At 62.2% G+C, this 18,449-nt stretch carries 20 protein-coding genes; 13 read left to right on the plus strand and 7 right to left on the minus strand.

All coding sequences use genetic code 11. The features are described from left to right. Positions 1–62 precede the first annotated feature (62 nt). Genes EK23_RS12050 through htpX form a run of 3 tightly spaced genes read right to left on the minus strand, consistent with a single transcriptional unit; the run spans position 63 to position 2,778 of the window. Positions 63–902, minus strand: coding sequence for an HDOD domain-containing protein (locus EK23_RS12050; RefSeq protein ID WP_045225621.1), 840 nt, complete (start codon positions 900–902; stop codon positions 63–65). 24 nt (positions 903–926) lie between these two features. Next, positions 927–1,856, minus strand: a complete 930-nt coding sequence (gene ygfZ, locus EK23_RS12055) for a CAF17-like 4Fe-4S cluster assembly/insertion protein YgfZ (protein ID WP_158002500.1) — start codon at positions 1,854–1,856, stop codon at positions 927–929. 37 nt (positions 1,857–1,893) lie between these two features. Further along, positions 1,894–2,778, minus strand: a complete 885-nt coding sequence (htpX, locus tag EK23_RS12060; RefSeq protein WP_045225623.1) for a protease HtpX — start codon at positions 2,776–2,778, stop codon at positions 1,894–1,896. Positions 2,779–2,881: 103 nt separating this feature from the next. On the opposite strand from htpX, the gene EK23_RS12065 reads away from it, so the two are divergent. The 3 genes from EK23_RS12065 to radA are packed head-to-tail and all read left to right on the plus strand — an operon-like array spanning position 2,882 to position 6,172. Beyond that, on the plus strand, positions 2,882–3,997 hold the full coding sequence (locus EK23_RS12065) for a PQQ-dependent sugar dehydrogenase (RefSeq protein WP_045225624.1): 1,116 nt from the start codon (positions 2,882–2,884) through the stop codon (positions 3,995–3,997). After that, complete coding sequence (locus tag EK23_RS12070; protein WP_045225625.1) at positions 3,994–4,740, plus strand: class I SAM-dependent methyltransferase; 747 nt, start codon at positions 3,994–3,996, stop codon at positions 4,738–4,740. Before EK23_RS12065 ends, EK23_RS12070 begins: the two co-directional genes overlap by 4 nt. A gap of 58 nt (positions 4,741–4,798) precedes the next feature. Then, the gene (radA, locus tag EK23_RS12075; protein ID WP_327037053.1) at positions 4,799–6,172 is read left to right on the plus strand and encodes a DNA repair protein RadA; all 1,374 of its coding nucleotides are present in this window, start codon (positions 4,799–4,801) and stop codon (positions 6,170–6,172) included. A 30-nt stretch (positions 6,173–6,202) separates the two neighbouring features. On the opposite strand, the gene EK23_RS23935 is transcribed toward radA, so the two are convergent. After that, entirely contained in the window at positions 6,203–6,364 is a 162-nt protein-coding gene (locus EK23_RS23935) for a hypothetical protein (protein ID WP_200892149.1), read from the minus strand. A 156-nt stretch (positions 6,365–6,520) separates the two neighbouring features. Then, on the minus strand, positions 6,521–7,273 hold the full coding sequence (locus EK23_RS12080; RefSeq protein WP_082054151.1) for a DUF3530 family protein: 753 nt from the start codon (positions 7,271–7,273) through the stop codon (positions 6,521–6,523). Between the two features lie 215 nt (positions 7,274–7,488). Between EK23_RS12080 and EK23_RS12085 the strand changes: the two genes are divergently transcribed. From EK23_RS12085 to EK23_RS12100, 4 genes are all read left to right on the plus strand, one after another. Further along, positions 7,489–8,943, plus strand: a complete 1,455-nt coding sequence (locus tag EK23_RS12085) for a polysaccharide deacetylase family protein (RefSeq protein ID WP_045225627.1) — start codon at positions 7,489–7,491, stop codon at positions 8,941–8,943. A gap of 111 nt (positions 8,944–9,054) precedes the next feature. Continuing rightward, positions 9,055–9,369: a hypothetical protein gene (locus EK23_RS12090; protein WP_045225628.1), complete on the plus strand. Its 315-nt coding sequence runs from the start codon at positions 9,055–9,057 to the stop codon at positions 9,367–9,369. Positions 9,370–9,450: 81 nt separating this feature from the next. Then, positions 9,451–9,930, plus strand: a complete 480-nt coding sequence (locus EK23_RS12095) for a metallophosphoesterase family protein (protein WP_045225629.1) — start codon at positions 9,451–9,453, stop codon at positions 9,928–9,930. A gap of 107 nt (positions 9,931–10,037) precedes the next feature. After that, the gene (locus EK23_RS12100) at positions 10,038–10,217 is read left to right on the plus strand and encodes a hypothetical protein (protein WP_145998649.1); all 180 of its coding nucleotides are present in this window, start codon (positions 10,038–10,040) and stop codon (positions 10,215–10,217) included. 33 nt (positions 10,218–10,250) lie between these two features. Here EK23_RS12100 and EK23_RS12105 read toward each other — a convergent pair whose 3' ends face one another. After that, positions 10,251–11,114, minus strand: coding sequence for a M28 family peptidase (locus tag EK23_RS12105; RefSeq protein ID WP_045225631.1), 864 nt, complete (start codon positions 11,112–11,114; stop codon positions 10,251–10,253). A gap of 117 nt (positions 11,115–11,231) precedes the next feature. Here EK23_RS12105 and metG point away from each other — a divergent pair, with 117 nt between their 5' ends. Further along, on the plus strand, positions 11,232–13,322 hold the full coding sequence (gene metG, locus EK23_RS12110; protein ID WP_045225632.1) for a methionine--tRNA ligase: 2,091 nt from the start codon (positions 11,232–11,234) through the stop codon (positions 13,320–13,322). Positions 13,323–13,354: 32 nt separating this feature from the next. Here the strand turns inward: metG and EK23_RS12115 are convergent, their stop codons facing one another. Beyond that, positions 13,355–13,831, minus strand: coding sequence for a hypothetical protein (locus EK23_RS12115; RefSeq protein WP_045225633.1), 477 nt, complete (start codon positions 13,829–13,831; stop codon positions 13,355–13,357). Between the two features lie 252 nt (positions 13,832–14,083). Between EK23_RS12115 and rsxA the strand changes: the two genes are divergently transcribed. From rsxA to rsxG, 5 genes are all read left to right on the plus strand, one after another. Continuing rightward, a complete protein-coding gene (rsxA, locus tag EK23_RS12120) occupies positions 14,084–14,665 on the plus strand; it encodes an electron transport complex subunit RsxA (protein ID WP_045225634.1) in 582 nt (193 codons plus the stop codon). Positions 14,666–14,675: 10 nt separating this feature from the next. After that, the gene (rsxB, locus tag EK23_RS12125) at positions 14,676–15,215 is read left to right on the plus strand and encodes an electron transport complex subunit RsxB (RefSeq protein WP_045225635.1); all 540 of its coding nucleotides are present in this window, start codon (positions 14,676–14,678) and stop codon (positions 15,213–15,215) included. Continuing rightward, positions 15,215–16,681, plus strand: a complete 1,467-nt coding sequence (gene rsxC, locus EK23_RS12130; protein ID WP_045225636.1) for an electron transport complex subunit RsxC — start codon at positions 15,215–15,217, stop codon at positions 16,679–16,681. The genes rsxB and rsxC overlap by 1 nt, the downstream gene beginning before the upstream one ends. A gap of 65 nt (positions 16,682–16,746) precedes the next feature. Beyond that, positions 16,747–17,775 carry an electron transport complex subunit RsxD gene (gene rsxD / locus EK23_RS12135; RefSeq protein ID WP_045225637.1) on the plus strand — a complete coding sequence of 343 codons (1,029 nt, stop codon included), beginning with the start codon at positions 16,747–16,749 and terminating at the stop codon, positions 17,773–17,775. Then, positions 17,772–18,416 (plus strand): electron transport complex subunit RsxG, encoded by a 645-nt coding sequence (gene rsxG / locus EK23_RS12140; RefSeq protein WP_082054152.1) that lies wholly within the window; start codon positions 17,772–17,774, stop codon positions 18,414–18,416. The genes rsxD and rsxG overlap by 4 nt, the downstream gene beginning before the upstream one ends. The last annotated feature ends 33 nt before the right edge of the window (positions 18,417–18,449 follow it).

Here is an 18,449-nt window from a genome sequence, read left to right on the forward strand (position 1 = left end):
CCCGCCTGTCGGCTGCGGTCGCCCCGGAAGACCACACGCCCACTCAGTGCGAGAAGGACGGCTCACAGCAAAATCTGCTCGCACTCCTGCACGCTTTCGGCCACGCCTTCGATCTCTAGGACTTCGATCTCGGAATCCAGCCCCAACTTGCGAAACGCCGGCATGTCGGCGATCTCCAGAGCCAATTGAGGACTTCGCAGCAATTCGCTCTCCACGAAAGCGATCTGCACCAGGTCGACATAGTCCGCTTGTGGACCTGAATCGCGCTTGAAGTCCAGGTATTCGGAAGCCACGCTGACCAGCGCTTGCGGCATATCCCATTTTTCCAGCACCAGCTTCCCGATCACCGTGTGCAGGTTGCGCAGATGCCCATCCAGAACTGCCTTGTCCTGGGCAAGCTCCGGAAAGCGCTCGGCCAGCGTCAGGATGGGCAACTTGCCGATCTGATGCAGCAACCCCGCCAGCATGGCCTGTTCCTTGTCCAGGTGACCACAGCGCAACGCGAGCGCACGCGCGACAGCTGAAACGTTGACGCTCTGCTTCCAGATCTCGTGAAAATACTGCTCCAGCACAATCTGCTTGGGCTTGAACAACTGATTCATGGCGAGGCTGATGATCAGGGTGCGCACGGTATTGCGCCCCAACCGGGTAATCGCCGTCTGCAGGTTGTCGATCTTCTGCCGGGCCCGGAACAAGGGGCTGTTGGCAATTTGCAGCAAACGCGCAGCGAGCCCTGGGTCCTGCGCGATGATGCGCGCGATTTCCGCGTCCGAGGCATTCTGGCTGTTGATGGCTTGGCGCACACTCAGCGCCACTTCGGGCAATGTGGGAAGTTCCAGTTTGTTGCTTTCGACCGCGGCCAGTATGTACTGGAGGAATTCGTCAGTGTTCTTGAGGTCCATGCTTCCGGTCAGTCAACCAAGGATTTAAGGGAATGTGTATGGCAAAGGCAGGATGCTCACGGCGGGGCCTTCCGGTTCGCGCCCATGCAATATCCCCCCGTCAGCGCCGTCCAGGGCTAGGACCGCCAGCAATTCCTGGCCCCCCTCGCCGTCGACAGCCACCTGCACCACCGTTCCCACACTCTGCTCCGGCTTGCCTTCCAAGTACAACGCATCCCCGCTGCTGAGGCACACCTCTCCACAATGTAAGCGGAACATCCGCCGCTTTGGCCTTCCAAGATAATGGGTGCGGGCAACAATCTCCTGACCAATATAGCAGCCTTTGTTGAAGCTGATGGCTTCCAGCAGGTCCAGATTGATCATCTGGGGAACGAACTCTTCGCTAGTTACCTGACTGATCTGAGGAATCCCGGAACGCACGTCCTCCAAGGTCCAGAGATCACAGCCTGATGCGCCGAAACCAGGCCCCGGCGCAATCGCCCTTGCGTCGGCGGGCTGCATGATCAACAGCCGCTCGCCCGGCCAACTGATGACATACCCTGAGTCGCACGCGGCGACTTGTTCCACTTCTTCCGGCACAACAGCCCCAAAATGACGGGCGGCAGCCTCCAGATCCCCACCGGCACCACACATCCGCCACGCCCCGCTCACATTCTCAACCGTCGCAGCGGCCCTAAGGATCACCCGTCGCAGACGCTGCTCCATGACTTCGGCGCGTTCAAGGGGAAGCAGCACATAATAGGTGCCCGCGCTCTGAAAGGTACAGAAGCTTGCGATCACCCGGCCCTTGGCATTGCAGAACGCGCCCAGCCGGGCGCGCCCCTTTTCTAGGCCCAGAATGTCGCAGGTACATTGACCCTGGAGCAGTTTCCCGGCGTCTTTTCCAGATACAGCGAGAACGCCTTGGTGCGGCAGTTCGCAGTACCAGGGTGCCAGGGATCCCCTCCCTTTCACTCCGACCCTGAATTCCTCCTCCATCGAACCGGAATCCTTAGCGCATGCTTTGCAGGGCGGCGATGCGCTCCTCCAGGGGAGGATGGCTCATGAACAGACGGCTGAGGCCACCGCCGTTGATCCCGAAAGCGGCAAACTCGCCCGGCAACGGTTGCGGATCGTGAGCACGCTGCAAGGCCTGCAGGGCGCTGATCATCTTGCCGCGACCGGCAAGATTGGCACCGCCGGCGTCGGCACGGAACTCGCGCCAGCGCGAGAACCACATGACGATCATGGTGGCAAGCACCGAAAGCAGTAGCTGCGCGATCATCTGGGTGATGTAGAACGCGGGGCCGACTCCGCTGCGCCCGTCGTCGCTGGAGCGAGTCAAGGCGCGGTCGACCACGAAGCCGATGACATGGGCAAGGAAATACACGAAGGTATTCACCACCCCCTGCAGCAAGCCCAGGGTGACCATGTCGCCATTGGCCACATGGCTGATTTCATGGCCCAATACCGCCTCCACCTCGTCGGCGCTCATGTTGTGCAACAGCCCCGTACTGACCGCCACCAGCGCATCGTCCTTGCTCATTCCGGTTGCAAAGGCGTTCGGGTCGGGCGAGTCAAAAATGCCGACTTCCGGCATGCCTATTCCGGCCGCCTCGGCCTGGCGCTGCACCACCCCCACCAGCCACTGTTCGGTGGCATTGGAAGGCTGCTCGATGACGTAAACCCCCATGCCGCGCTTAGCCATGAACTTGGACAGCATCAGGGAAACGAACGAACCCCCCATGCCAAAGACGGCCGATATGATCAGCAGGCGCGTCAAATCCAGGTTATAGCCGCTCTGACGCAGGAACCCATCCAGGCCCAGCAGGTTGAACACGGCGCTAATTAGAACGAGCACCGCGGCGTTGGTCAGGAGGAACAATAAGATGCGCATAGGCTGTTTCCAGTGGGAATTAAGGATGTACCATATTTGGTGACGCAGGATGAAAAATCAAGTCAACTCCCCGCCACCCGTTCCTGCAGACCCCGGAGGCACCATGAAGTTCATGCAAGGCTTGGTTCTCGGTATCGCCCTTGCCAGTCCGGCCGCTGTGCTCGCCATGCAGGCCGACCGCTGGCTGGAGGCCATCCATCTGCCTCAAGGCTTTCAGATCACGGTATTTGCCGATGAAGTCCCGGGCGCACGCTCCCTGTCCCGGGACGAAAATGGCACGGTCTACGTCGGTAGCACCCGTGAAGGCAAAGTGTATGCGCTCAGGGATGCCGACGGCGATGGGCGCGCGGAAGACGTCCGCACCGTGGCATCAGGGCTTAACGGACCCAACGGTGTGGCCGTGCTCAATGGCGACCTGTACGTGGCAGAGATCAGCCGGATCCTGCGTTTTCGCGCCATATCCGGCCACCGCGAGGGGGAGATCAAACCCGAAACCGTGTACGCCGGATACCCGACAGAAACCCACCATGGCTGGAAGTACCTGCGCGTCGGCCCCGACGGCAAGCTCTATGTGCCGGTGGGCGCGCCTTGCAATATCTGCCTGGAGCAAAACGAAATCTTCGCCACGCTGACACGCCTCGACCCGAATGGTGGCCAGCCTGAGATCTACGCTCGCGGCATCCGCAATACTGTGGGCTTCGACTGGCATCCGGTAACCGGCGAGTTGTTCTTCACCGATAACGGACGGGACCTGCTCGGAGATGACGTGCCCCCGGAGGAATTGAACCGAGCGCCCTCCCCTGGACTGCATTTCGGTTACCCCTACTGCCATGCCGGCAGCATCGCCGATCCCGTCTATGGAGCGCGCAGGCCCTGCTCGCAATTTCAGGGACCCGCCTGGACCTTCCCGGCCCACGTGGCGCCCTTGGGAATTCGTTTCTATCGCGGAACACGGTTCCCACAGCGCTATCATCAGCAGTTGTTCGTGGCGCAGCACGGTTCCTGGAATCGTTCGCAGCCTCAAGGCTACCGGGTGGTAGTGGTAACATTCCGCGATGGACAGCCGGTGGCCGATGAAGTGTTCGCCGAAGGCTGGCTCAGGCCCACGGGCGAGGTGTTGGGTCGCCCTGTGGATATTCTGGAGATGCCCGACGGATCCTTGCTGGTTTCCGACGACCATCGCGGCGTCATTTATCGAATCACCTATCAAAACCCATGAGCGAAGCGCATCATCATTCTGCCGAAACGCTGTTTGCCGGGCCGATTGGAAAAGAGTACGACATGCTGAAACGGGTCTGCCCCGCCGCTGCCACCATCAGCCAGCGCGTGGCCGACTTCGTGGCCGGTTGGACGTCCCCACTGGACGGACAACCCCTGAGCGCGGTGGAGATCGGTTGCGGGACCGGCATCACCAGTGCCGCCCTGCTGCAATCGCGCGACGATCTGATCCTGCAGGCCCTGGACAACGAACCGACCATGCTGGATCAGGCACGTGTGAACCTGGCGCGCTGGGTTGAAGCAGGACGCATCGAGCTCCGCGAAACCGACGCCTTGAGCGGGCTGCGCGCGCTCGCCGATGCAAGCGTCGATCTGGTGGCCTCCGGTTATGCACTGCACAATTTCCTGCAGGGCTATCGCCGCGCGGTCATCACCGAGATAAGGCGGGTGCTACGTCCCGGCGGACTTTTCCTCAACGGCGACCGCTACGCCCTCGACGACACGCGCGAGCACACGCGTCTGACCCAGGAGGAAGTAGCCCACTGGTTCCGGGTCTTCACCGACATGGGGCGCACCGACCTGCTCGAGCACTGGGTGGTGCACCTGTTCAGTGACGAATCGCCCGATCACATCATGCGCCTGACACCCGCGCTGGAAAACCTGCGGGAAGCGGGCTTCGACCGCGTGGATATCCACTATCGCGAGGGCGTCAACGCCCTGGTCAGCGCGGTGAAGCCCCACTGAGGCCGTGAGGCGGCAGCGAGCCAGGACACGCGATGCAACAATCAGGCAAGGCTTACCTTTGAGCAAGCCCAAAGGCGGCAAAATCCTTTACCGCTGCACCGAGTGCGGCCACGCCCAGAGCAAGTGGTCAGGCCAATGCGGCGGGTGCGGGCTGTGGAACAGCCTGGTTGAAAGCGTGGAGGAACGGTTACCCGCATCCTCACGCCATGGGGGATACGCCGGCAGCGTTGCCGGCCCTGCGCAACCGGTGGATCTGGCCAAGGTCGAGACCGAGGAAATCAGCCGATCGACCACGGGATTGAGCGAATTGGACCGGGTACTGGGCGGTGGCCTGGTGCCCGGCTCCGCCATACTCATCGGCGGCGATCCGGGGATCGGCAAGTCCACCCTGTTGCTGCAGACCCTCGCCCTGACGGGGAATCGATTCAAGGCGCTTTATGTCACCGGCGAAGAGTCGCCACAGCAGGTGAGCCTGCGCGCCCGTCGACTGGGCTTGGCCTGCGAGGGCGTGCGCCTTCTGGCGGAAACTTCCCTGGAGCGCATTCTGGGCATCTGTAGCGAGGAACAGCCGGCCCTGCTGGTGGTGGATTCCATTCAAACCATCTACAGCGAACTGCTGCAGTCCGCGCCCGGTTCCGTGGCGCAGGTGCGCGAGTGCGCGGCGCAATTGGTGCGTTACGCCAAGCAGAGCGGCACCTCGCTGTTTCTTGTGGGACACGTCACCAAGGAAGGAGCCCTTGCCGGCCCGCGTGTGCTGGAGCACATGGTGGATACCGTGTTGTACTTCGAAGGCGATTCGGGGCAACGCTACCGGGTGATCCGCGCCTTCAAGAACCGCTTCGGCGCCGTCAACGAACTGGGCGTATTTGCCATGACCGAAACGGGATTAAAGGAAGTGCGCAATCCTTCTGCGATCTTTCTGTCGCGCTACGAGGAGGACATGCCTGGTAGCGTGGTCACCGTGATGCGCGAGGGCAGCCGCCCCTTGCTGGTGGAAGTGCAGGCCCTGGTGGACGAATCCCATCTGGCGGCACCTCGGCGCGTCGCCCTGGGTCTCGAAGGTAATCGACTTGCCATGTTGCTCGCCGTGCTCCACCGTCACGGCGGTGTCGGCATCCTCAACCAGGACGTCTTCACCAACTTGGTGGGGGGCCTGCGCATGTCGGAAACGGCCGGCGATTTGGCGGTGCTGTTCGCGGTGGTCTCCAGCTACCGTGACAAACCCATACCGCGCGACTGGATCGCTTTCGGCGAGCTCGGACTGAGCGGCGAGATACGGCCGGTGCCCGGCGGTGAAGAGCGACTGCGCGAAGCGGCCAAACAGGGCTTCAAACACGCGGTCGTCCCGGCCAAGAACACGCCCCGCGGTAGCCCGGAGGGCTTGCAGGTTATGGCCGTGAAGTCCCTGCGCGACGCACTGGACGCGCTCTAGGCGCGCCGCATACGCGCGCCTCGGGCGCCTTTAGGCGTCGATGTCCTCTTCCTCGAAGGCCAGGAAGCCCTTGCTCCACAGAGCATGATCCTCGCTGCCCTTGGGATAGGGGTTGTCCTCCGGCACCAAGCCGTCGATCGCGGCGTTGTAGCCTTCCTCGAATGCATCGCTTGCTTTGATTTCACTGATCATCTCATTTTCCTCCAACACAGCCTTCCAGCTGTCCCGCGAGCGGCACGCCCGGCCACGCGAGGACAATCAAGTCCGCCACATCTGCACCAAGCAAACGCGCAGCTTCCTTCGTCTGCCGCGCGCCTGCCCCTTAAGCACCACCTCAAGTCGCCAGACTTAAGGCCCCTTACCACGTTTCAGCCAACCGTGTATCCGGTTCAGCAGCATGTCCTGAAGTAAACCCAAGTCGCTCCCTGCGTCGATTATGCGGAGCTGCTGATAGCCCGCGTTGTTCTTCATCAGCGTCCTGCGCTGCCTGGCCTGATCGTCAGGATCGGGCTGCTTGCCCCCCGCCACGATATCCAGGATCGGAACCTTGACCTGGTCCAGACCCAACCAGGCATCGTTTGGCAGATCAATCAGCACCACCGCTGCCGCCTGCCCACCGCCAGCCAGATACTTCACCAGCATGGCGGCGCCCGTCCGCTGCCCGATAAAAACCGGAGGCGCCAGCTGCTTTCCTGCCAGGAAACTCGTCGCAGCCTGCAACCTGGCTTTGTACTCAGCTTCCATCGCCATGTAGGCGGACACTCCGGCTCCGTCTTCGCGCACCGGAGCAAAAAGTCCCAGGGTGGTCCAGCCGTGCTCGGCCAGCCCTGTCCGGAGGTGCAGCAGCAATTCTGGATCGTCGGGTGACTTGTCGATCCCATGGAGCAGCACGATGCCGCCTTCCACGCGGCTGCGTCCGGTCTCCCGCAGCAAAGCCGCGAAGCGGTCTTTACCAGCCGTAAGCCAAATGCTTTCGTCCTTACCGTACCTGGAGGTGACCCCTTGGATCAAGCCGGCCTCCCGGACCGGATCGGTCGCCTGGCAGATTCCCACCAGGGCCAGCCATACCGCTAGAACCCTCGTAATCCCGTGTATTTGCACGATTTGACAACCTCCTTCCCGGTATCGTTCAAGGTCTCGATTGCTTTAGTGGACATGGACTATTTCCTTCATTATCCCTTTCTGGCCTGAGCAGCCGGGCCGGGGCCCTGTCATTTTCGGTTAAACTCGCCAAAACCGAGGCCGGACAACGATCTCGCGCAGGCGAGTCACCGGCGCCAGGGATTCCTTGAACCACCCCATTGCGAGGTCAGTGCATGGCAGAGCTACCGGAATACGTCGACGGCCTTCCCAACATCTGCGGTCATGAAGACACCATCGAACGAACCCAAAGGGAACGTCCCCAAGCGGCATTTTCGGACGGAGGCATCGTCCTGGGCCAGATCAAGAGCGCGGCCGCCATCGCCCTGCACATGCACCAGCCTTTGATCCCTGCCGGCGGCCACGATCTGCAGCACGCTGAGATGATCAGCAACCTGCAGTACATGATGGAGCACCAGGATATCGGCGATAACCACAACGCCCATGCCTTCCACTGGTGCTACAAGCGTATTGGCGAGTTCGTCCCGCAACTTATTGGCGAAGGCAAGCAGCCACGGGTGATGCTGGAATACTCCGGCACCCTATTCCACGGCCTGCGCAAAATGGGCCTGCATGACGTACTCGACACCCTAGGCAACGTCACCTGCAACCCTGCTTACCGGCACACCGTCGAGTGGCTGGGCTGCCCTTGGGGCCACGCGGTGGCTCCTTCGACGCCGATTCAGGATTTTCGCCTGCACGTGAAGGCCTGGCAGCATCATTTCGCCGCCCTCTTCGGCCTCGAGGCACTGGGACGCGTGCGGGGCTTTTCACCCTCGGAAATGGCACTGCCCAACCACCCGGACGTGGCCTACGCCTATATCAAGACCCTGAAGGACTGCGGCTTCACCTGGCTGCTGGTGCAGGAACACACCGTTGAACGGCCCGAAAACGGTCACGGCCCCGAGAAGAAACACCTGCCGCACCGCCTGGTCTGCCGCAATTCCGAAGGCGACAGCGTCAGCATCATCGCCATCGTCAAGACCCAGGGCAGCGACACCAAGCTGGTGGCGCAGATGCAGCCCTACTATGAAGCGAAGAGCCTGGACCGCTGGGAACTGGCCGGGAAAAGCGTCCCGCCCTTGGTGACGCAGATTGCCGACGGCGAGAACGGAGGCGTGATGATGAACGAGTTCCCCGGCAAGTTCCATGACGTGGTGCGCGAATCCAGCGGCAGTCAGACGCCCTTGATGAACGTCAGTGAGTACCTGGAACAGCTGTTTGCCATGGGCATCACCGAGGCGGACCTGCCGGAGTTGCAACCCGCGCTGCAGAAGCAGATCTGGGACCGGATTCAACCCGGCGCCGGACCCGAACTGCTGGAAAAGACCATTGCCGAACTGCGCCAGCAGGATCACCGCTTCCACATGGAAGGCGGCAGTTGGACCAACGACATCTCCTGGGTCAAAGGGTATGAGAACGTGCTGGGGCCCATGGAGGAGGCCAGTTCCCTGTTCTACGAAAAGATCATTAAGCCGCAAGTGCCCTCCAGCGACCCGCGCTACCGCAATGCCCTGTTCCACCTGATGACGGCGCAAACCAGTTGCTACCGTTACTGGGGCCAGGGGCTCTGGACGGACTATGGCCGCGAAATCTGCCGCCGGGCCTGCGATACACTCAAGTCCATGTAAACAAAGGCGGGGATTGGGTGGGCTGGCGGGATCGGGATATAATCCCGGCCCAACGGCGATATTTTCCCGTATCCCCAGACTTTCAATCCATCCGAAGGAAAAGCGTAACCCATGACCCAATCCAACGTCTTGTCGATCTCCCTGGCCTCCCTCCTGTTGTCTGCGGCCGTCGCGCCCCAGGCCCAGGCTGAATACCCGCCGGAATTCGTTCCCAGCGTCGTTTACCGCGATGCCGACTTGATCGCAAAGCACAACAAGCCCATCGAAACCGCCATTCCGTCGCCTACCGACAAGGCCGCCGCGCCCGCCGCCGCCGGCAAGGTGCTTGGCCAGCCCGACCAGCCAGTGACCGCCGACTATGTGGTCTATGGCGTTGCCGCCGCCCTGCTCGGTTTCGTGCTGTTCAGCGCCCGCCGCAAGGCTTAAGCTCCCCAACCCGCCGTCCCCTCGCGGGACGGCACCTTCGGCGCCGCATGGCACCACAGCCTCCCCGCGTGCCCGAATTGCATGCCTGAAGCCAACGCCAACACACGCATCGGTGTCATCTCAGACACCCACGGCTTGCTACGTCCTGAAGCCCTGAGCCTGCTGCAGGGCTGTGAGCTGATCATCCATGCCGGTGACATCGGCAAGCCCGAGGTCTTGAAGGACTTGGAGATCATCGCTCCGGTCGTAGCCGTGCGCGGCAACAACGACAAGGGCGCGTGGGCCGAAGCGCTCCCGCACAGTGCCGTGGCCGAAGCGTGCGGCACCTATCTTTACGTCCTTCACGATCTGCACGAACTGGATCTGGACCCCGCTGCCGCGGGATTCGCCGCCGTCATCACCGGCCACTCCCATCAGCCGGAGATCCGTCAGCGCGAGGGCGTGCTGTACCTCAACCCCGGCAGCGCGGGGCCGCGCCGCTTCAAACTGCCTGTCACTTTGGCCTTGATGGACATCGGAGCGGCCACGCTCGACGCCCGTATCGAAAACCTGCTCCCCTGAGCTGGCGGATTTCCGCAGCGGCGCGGCGTATGGATTTCGCACCGCTCCAGGCGCATGATGGAGCCATCGAGATCTGCGGCGACCTGTGCCGCTGTCGGAGGTCAGCCATGAAAACCCTCATCAAGAATCCGAAGGCCCGCCGTACCGCGTCCCTGAGTCTGGCCGGGATAGGCGGATTGCTGTTGTTCCTGGCGCCGGAAGGGGTGCTGTTCGGCTGGGTGCTGTTGCTGTTGGGCCTCAGCATGGAGTTCATCGGCATCGCCCTGGGGCACGACGGTCAGTCCTGAACGGCATGCTGCTGAATCCAGGACCGGCCGGATTCAGACGCGCAGTCCCTCGAACGTGCGCTGCAGCCCCGCTACTACCCTGGCCATGGAGGCGTAGTCGATCTTGTCGGGCGTGTCGGCCGCGGTGTGGTAATACGGATAGCGAAAAAAGGCGGTGTCCGTGACCATGAGCGCCTTGTAGCCCTCGCGCCAAAATGATAGCTGGTCGCTCCAGCCCACCCCGGGCACGAGGCTGGGCGCAGCCAGGCTCTGCAGCGGAAAATCGGAATGCGTCTGGAAGGCCTGTACCGTCTTGCGCAGCAGACCCGAGGACTTCAAATTGGACACAAAGGCGATGAAGTTGCCGGTGTCCGGATAGAAATAGCCCAGCAGGGGCGGATAATCCTGGGTTCCGGGCTCCTGGTGGTAACAACCGAGCATTTCCAGCGAGACCATCAATCGAATAGCGTCGCTTCGCGCCCTGGCCGCCTTGGCGTAAACCAGGCTGCCCATCTTTCCCCAGTAAAAGAAGGGCGGCTCCTCGTTGACGAAGGCCACGCAACGGACGGTCATGGCCGGCGTTGCCTGCGACAGCGCGCGGCTGATCTCCAGCAGTCCCGCCACGCCGGAACCGTTATCGTTGGCCCCCGGGCTACCCTTGACCGAATCGTAGTGAGCTCCCACCAGGATGAGGCCAGGTCCAGCCCCCGGGCACGTCACTGCCAGATTCTCGCAAACCAAGCCATTCGCCTCATAGGCCTGGGACACCACCTCGAAACCCTGATCCTCCCAGACGCCGCGGACATAGCCGGCTGCCGCCTGCAACGCGTCATAATGGAATACATTGCGCTCGCCTATTTCCCCCGCCAGCCGGAAGACATGACGGCGCAGACTATCCTGCAATGCCTCATAGACCATGGTTCCACCTCCCGGCCCGCGGTGGCGCAGACCTCAGGCCGCCGCGCGCTGTGAATGCCGATGCGTAGTGTGGGATAATTCGCGCCCATTTGAAACCGCAATGCCCGTACAGCCTGCATGAGCACACCACGCAAGATTCTCGTCACCAGCGCCCTGCCCTACGCCAACGGCCCGATTCACCTGGGCCATCTGGTGGAATACATCCAGACCGACATCTGGGTGCGCTTCCAGAAGATGCGAGGCCATGAGTGCCATTACGTCTGCGCCGACGACACCCACGGCACCCCCATCATGCTGCGTGCGGAAAAGGAAGGCATTAGCCCGGAGGAACTCATCTCCCGCGTGCACGGCGAGCACTACCGCGATTTCTCCGGCTTCCACATCCAGTTCGACAACTACCATTCCACCCATTCCCCGGAAACCCGAGAACTGGCGGAAACCATCTACAAGCGCCTCAAGGAGCGCGGTCTGATCGAATCGCGGGCCATCGAGCAATACTACGATCCGGTGAAGGAAATGTTCCTGCCGGACCGTTTCATCAAGGGCGAATGTCCCAAGTGCCACGCCAAGGACCAGTACGGCGACTCCTGCGAAGTCTGCGGCGCAACTTATGCCCCTACGGATCTTATAAATCCCTATTCGGCCGTTTCCGGCGCCGAGCCGGTTCGCAAGGAGTCGGTGCATTACTTCTTCAAGCTGGGGGAATGCGCCAATTTCCTGAAGGACTGGACCCGGTCAGGCCGCCTGCAGGCGGAGGCGGCCAACAAGATGGACGAATGGTTGCAGGGCGGGCTTTCCGATTGGGACATCTCCCGCGATGCGCCCTACTTTGGTTTCGAGATCCCCGACGCCCCCGGCAAGTATTTCTATGTGTGGTTGGATGCGCCCATCGGTTACATGGGTAGTTTCAAGAACCTTTGCGCGAAGGCCGGCATCGACTTCGAGGAATTCTTCAAGCCGGACTCGGAGACGGAACTGTGCCATTTCATCGGCAAGGACATCCTCTATTTCCATGCCCTGTTCTGGCCGGCCATGCTGGAGCACTCGCAGTTCCGCACCCCCACCAAGGTGTTTGCCCATGGCTTTCTCACCGTGAACGGCGAGAAGATGTCCAAGTCCCGCGGCACCTTCATTACCGCCCAGAGCTATCTGGAGCAGGGCCTGAACCCCGAAGCCCTGCGCTACTACTACGCCTGCAAGCTCAACGGCTCCATGGAAGACATCGACCTCAGCCTGGAAGACTTCGTCGCCCGGGTGAACAGCGATCTGGTGGGGAAATACATCAATATTGCGAGCCGGACGGCAGGTTTTGTAAGCAAGCATTTCAGCGGGGAAGTAATCTCCGGTGCTTGGAACACCGATATCGACCACTGGGATTCCGCTGAAGGCAAAGGCATCCTCGACGGCGCAAAAGGCTCCGCGTTTGGGACAATTGCCGAGGCTTACGAGGCCCGGGATTTTTCGCGAGCACTAAGAGAAATCATGCGAATCGCCGATAGCGTCAATGAATACATTAACAAATACGCACCATGGGCAATCGCAAAGGACGAGAATCGCCGCGACGAACTTCATGTCGTCTGCACTCGTGCTGTTCAGGGATTCCACCTTCTATCTATAACGCTATCGCCGGTTCTTCCCCAATTGACCGCGAGAGTCGCGAAAGAATTTTTCGGTATGGATCGAGAGTTTCTATGGAATGACGTGGAGCAGCCTCCAGCCTCGATCCGGCCCTACCAGCACCTCATGACCCGCGTCGATCCCAAGCAGATAGAAGCCCTGGTAGAAGCCAACAAGCAGTCCCTGCAGGCTCAGCCCCAGCCAGCGCCCCACTCCCAGGCTCGGCACGCGGAGCATCAGCAGCACGAGATTCAACCCATCGCCGAGACCATTTCCATCGACGATTTTGCGAAAATCGACCTCAGGGTCGCCCGGATCGCAAAGGCCGAGCATGTGGAGGGCGCGGACAAGCTGCTGAAACTGACCCTGGACCTGGGCAGCGAGACACGTACCGTGTTCGCCGGCATCAAATCCGCCTATGACCCGGGGCAGTTGGAAGGGCGGCTAACGGTGATGGTCGCCAACCTGGCGCCGCGCAAGATGAAGTTCGGGATGTCCGAGGGCATGGTGCTGGCTGCGGGCCCCGGCGGCAAAGACATCTTCGTGCTGCAGCCGGACGCTGGGGCGCAACCCGGGATGCGCGTGAAATAAGGGAAAGCGGGCGGGCATGGTCCCGCCCGGCATCAGATCAGGACCATGAGCATGCCGACCCCGGCCATGATCATCAGCCCCTTCCAGGGCCACCACACGCCGCGCCAGGAGAGCTTCACCAGCAGCCATTTATGGGTCACCCAGCGCTTGATGGCGGGAAAGCCCTTGCGCTTGTTCCAGCGCCAGAGCGCGCGCAGGATCAGGAATGCGAAGAGCAGCTTGACCGGACTCATGGTCCAGGCGGTGTACATCTCCGCCTCCCAAGGCTCCAGATGGAACCAGTCCTCGACGGCGTCTTCCAGGAACTCCTCGCTGCCCTCGACCGCCAGGAATATGCCCTCGCCGATGGCTTCCGCCAGTTCCCAGCCGAATTCCAGCAGCACCTCGCCCAACACGATCAGGGCGATGATGCTGCCTAGAAACCAAAGCAGGGGTTTCCAGCCGGGGTTCGGCAGATCCTCCGGGAGAATCTGCCCCACGTCTTCAGCGTTCTTCTGTTGTTCTGTCATACGTTCTTATCGCGTTCCCGCAAAACACCCGATCACTACCCATTACGGCGGCCCGTTTACGCCGTTTTGTCCCTGAATCCGATAAGGATATTGCGGGACGCGCAGAATATAGCAGCGGCTTTGACCACTGACCAGCAGGCCGCGTCCATTGCGCCGGCAAAGGCAGCCTCGCCGTTACGGAAAATTGATAGTGAATTCAATTGACAAGCCATCTGCTGTCCTTACAATGGGCTGCCTGATCCCCGCCGCCCGATGAAAGACTACCTGCTCATACTGGTCAGCACCACGCTGGTCAATAACTTCGTATTGGTGAAGTTTCTGGGACTGTGCCCGTTCATGGGCGTGTCCCGCAAACTGGAAACCGCCATGGGCATGGGCCTGGCGACCACCTTCGTGCTGACCCTGTCTTCGGTCACCAGCTACCTGGCCAACCATTATCTCCTGGTGCCTCTGGGGCTGGAGTACCTGCGGACCATCACCTTCATCGTGGTGATCGCGGTGGTGGTGCAGTTCACGGAGATGGTGGTGCGCAAGACCAGCCCCCTGCTCTACCAGGTGCTGGGAATTTTCCTGCCCCTGATCACCACCAATTGCGCCGTGCTGGGCGTCGCCCTGCTGAATGTGCAGTCGCAGCATGGATTTATCGAGTCCTTCCTCTACGGCTTCGGCGCCGCCACGGGCTTCACCCTGGTGCTGGTGCTGTTTGCCTCGGTGCGCGAGCGGGTGGACGTATCGGACGTGCCGGCGCCCTTCCGCGGCAACGCCATCGCGCTCATCACCGCGGGATTGATATCCATGGCGTTCATGGGCTTTTCCGGCCTGGTCAAAGGTTAGGACTGTCATCATGCTGGCGTTTCTGGCGGTGTGTGCAGTCTTTTCCGTCTTCGGCCTGGTGCTGGGTTATTCCGCCATCCGCTTCAAGGTGGAAGGCGATCCGCTGGTGGACAAGATCGACGCCATCCTGCCTCAAACCCAATGCGGCCAGTGCAGTTTCCCCGGTTGCCGGCCTTACGCCGAGGCCATCGCGCGGGGTGAGGCGGACATCAACCAGTGCCCGCCCGGCGGCGAGGAAGGCGTCAAGGCCCTGGCGGAATTGCTCGGCGTGGAGCCCAAGCCGCTGAGCGCCGAACATGGCGTGGAGAAGGCGCCCGCCGTCGCGGTCATCGATGAGAACACCTGTATCGGTTGCACCCTCTGCATCCAGGCCTGTCCGGTGGACGCCATCCTGGGCGCCGCCAAGCAGATGCACACAGTCATCGCATCCGAATGCACCGGCTGCGAACTGTGCGTGAAGCCCTGTCCCGTTGACTGCATCGCCATGGTGCCCATCGAGGAAAACCTCGCCACCTGGGCCTGGCCCAAGCCCGGGAAACGGCCACACTGATGTTCAAGCTCTGGCAATTCGGCGGCGGTGTACACCTGGATACCCACAAGACGGAATCCACCGGCAGGCCCTTGCGCGATGCCGGCCTACCCGAACACCTGATTCTGCCTTTGCAGCAGCGCGGAACGAGCACGGCCAAGCCGGTCGTGGCGCCGGGCGAGCGGGTGCTGAGGGGCCAGTTGCTGGCCCGGGACGAAAACCCGCTCAATCCACCCATTCACGCCTCGACGTCGGGCATTGTGAAGGCTATCGAAGACCTGCCCCTGCCCCATCCCTCGGGCTTGCCCGGTCCCTGCCTGGTGATCGAGGTGGACGGCGAGGACGAGGGCCTTGCGCAGGAGCCGATGGAAGACGTCCGTGACCTGCCCGTCGAGGAACTGCGCCGGCGTATCCATGAAGCCGGCATCGTCGGTTTGGGCGGCGCGGCCTTCCCGGCGGCAGTCAAGGTCGATCCCGGCGCGCGCCGGCGGATCGACACCCTGGTGCTCAACGGCGCCGAGTGCGAGCCTTACATCACCTGCGACGACAGCCTGATGCGCCATTACCCTGACGATGTGCTGGGCGGCGCGGAGATCCTGCTGCATATCCTGGGGGCGGAACGCTGTCTGCTGGGCATCGAGGACGACATGCCGGAAGCCATCGCCGCGCTCGAAGCGGCCAAGGCAAGCGGCGGCTACGAGCGCATCGAGATCGTGCCGGTGCCGGCGGTGTATCCCACCGGTGGCGAGAAGCAACTCATCAAGGTGCTTACGGGGCGCGAAGTTCCAGCTGGCGGGATTCCTGCCGATGCCGGCATCGTCTGCCAGAACGTGGGCACCGCCGCGGCGATCCACCGTGCCCTGGTTCACGGAGAGTCCCTCACCTCCCGCATCGTCACCGTCACCGGACCCGGCGTTCGGAAACCGCAGAATCTGATGGTGCGTATCGGCACGCCCATCGCGCACCTCATCGCCCAGTGCGGCGGCTACACCGAACATGCCCAGCGGCTGATCCTCGGAGGCCCGATGATGGGGCTCGCGCTGCCCAGCGACGAACTGCCCATCATCAAGGCCGCCAACTGCGTGTTGGTGGCCGGATCCGAACTGGTAACGGGCGAGAAGCAGGCCTTGCCCTGCATCCGCTGCGGCGAGTGCGCGACGACCTGCCCGGTGAATCTCTTGCCCCAGCAACTGTACTGGTACAGTCGCGCCGACAATCTGGACCGCGCCGTCGAACACCATTTGGCCGACTGCATCGAATGCGGCTGCTGCGATTTCGTCTGTCCCAGCCATATTCCGCTGGTGCAGTATTTCCGCGCGGCCAAGGCACAGGTGACGGCTCGCCAGCGTGAGCGCGACAAGGCCGCCCACGCCAAGACACGCTTCGAATTCCGCGAACAGCGCAAGGAGCGGGAGAAATTGGAAAAGGCCGAAAGCGCCCGGCGCAAGAAGGAACTATTGGAACGGGTCCAGAACGATGCATCCTGATTCCTCGCCCAGCGCGACGCCTGACGAGGCTGACGAGTTCGTTGCAAGTCCGGTCGTGAATCCTCATGCGCTTTGACACCGCCCCCTCGCCCCACCTGCCGCCGGCCAACTCTGTCAGCCGCTTGATGCTGCTGGTGCTGCTGGCACTGGTTCCCGGCATCCTGATGCAATGGTGGCAGTTCGGTCCGGGCGTGCTGATCAACATCGGGATCGCCGTCGTGGTCGCCGAACTGGCCGAGGCGGCTGTTTTATCGCTCAGACGGCGTCCCCTGAAACCCTTCCTCAGCGACGGCAGCGCCGCGCTGACGGCGGTCCTGCTCGCCGTGGCCCTGCCGCCGCTTTCGCCCGCCTGGATGACCGCCTTCGGCACCCTGTTTGCCCTGATCTTTGGCAAGCACCTCTACGGCGGGCTCGGCTATAACCCTTTCAACCCGGCCATGGTGGGCTATGCCGTGCTGCTGATCTCCTTTCCCCGGCACATGACGGCGTGGATGCCACCAGCCGACCTGCTGCCCCAGGCCCCAGGTTTCGGAGACACGCTGGCCCTGATCTTCCAGCGCGAGAACGCGCCTGTCTTCGATGGGCTGGCCCAGGCCACGCCGCTGGATACCTTGAAGACGCAGTTGGGACTCGCACGAGGCGTGGACGAGATCCAGTCTGTCGCGCGCATTTTCGACGCCATCGGCGGCAAGGGCTGGCAGTGGGTCAACCTGGGCTATCTGGCGGGTGGGCTCTGGCTGCTGCGGCGGGGCCTGATCGGCTGGCAGATTCCGGCGGGCTTTCTCGTTACCCTGTTCGCCGCGGCGATGCTGGGTTTTCTCTTTGACCCCGCCCTGCATCCGACGCCCTTGTTCCATCTCTTCAGCGGCGCCACCATGCTCGGGGCCTTCTTCATCGCCACGGACCCCGTCAGCGCCGCCACCACGCCGCGCGGCCGCCTCCTCTATGGCGCCGGGATCGGACTGCTGGTCTTTGTCATACGCAGTTGGGGCGGTTATCCGGACGGCGTGGCCTTTGCCGTGCTGCTGCTCAACCTGGCGGCACCCGCCATCGATTACTACACCCAGCCCCGGGTATACGGACACGGCTCATGATGACACGTCGCAGCGCCATTCTGGCCGCCGCCGGTATCCTCGGCCTGTTCTCGATTGCGGGCACCGGCCTGGTCACCCTGGCACAACACGGCACCGCCGGGCGGATCGCCGAAAACCAGCGGCAAACCCTGCTGCATACCCTGCAGGCGGTGCTTCCGCCACAACGCTATGACAACGACATTCTCGCCGACGTCACGCATGTCAGCAGCCCCGAACTGGACCCGCGCCGGCCTGTGGCCGTTTACCGCGCACGCCAGCAGGGAGCGCCGGTGGCGGCCGTGCTGGAGGCCACCGCGCCGGACGGCTACAGCGGCGAAATCCGCCTGCTGGTGGCGATCAAGGCCAGCGGCGAACTGGCGGGCGTGCGGGTACTGAGTCACAAGGAGACGCCGGGACTGGGCGATCCCATCGAAGATAACAAGTCCGATTGGATTCTGCGCTTTACCGGCCTCTCCCTGCAGAACCCCAGCTACGGTCAATGGAAGGTGAAGCGGGACGGCGGTGCTTTCGACCAGTTCACCGGCGCCACCATCACCCCGCGCGCCGTGGTCAAAGCCGTCTTCAGGGCACTGCAGTATTTCGACACTCACAAAACTGAGCTGTTCGACGCTGAATCCACCGGACCCGGCGCCGCCGAGTAAGAAAGTTTTTGCATTGACCTTGTCGCGCATTCC

Source organism: Methyloterricola oryzae, assembly GCF_000934725.1.
Lineage (GTDB): Bacteria > Pseudomonadota > Gammaproteobacteria > Methylococcales > Methylococcaceae > Methyloterricola > Methyloterricola oryzae.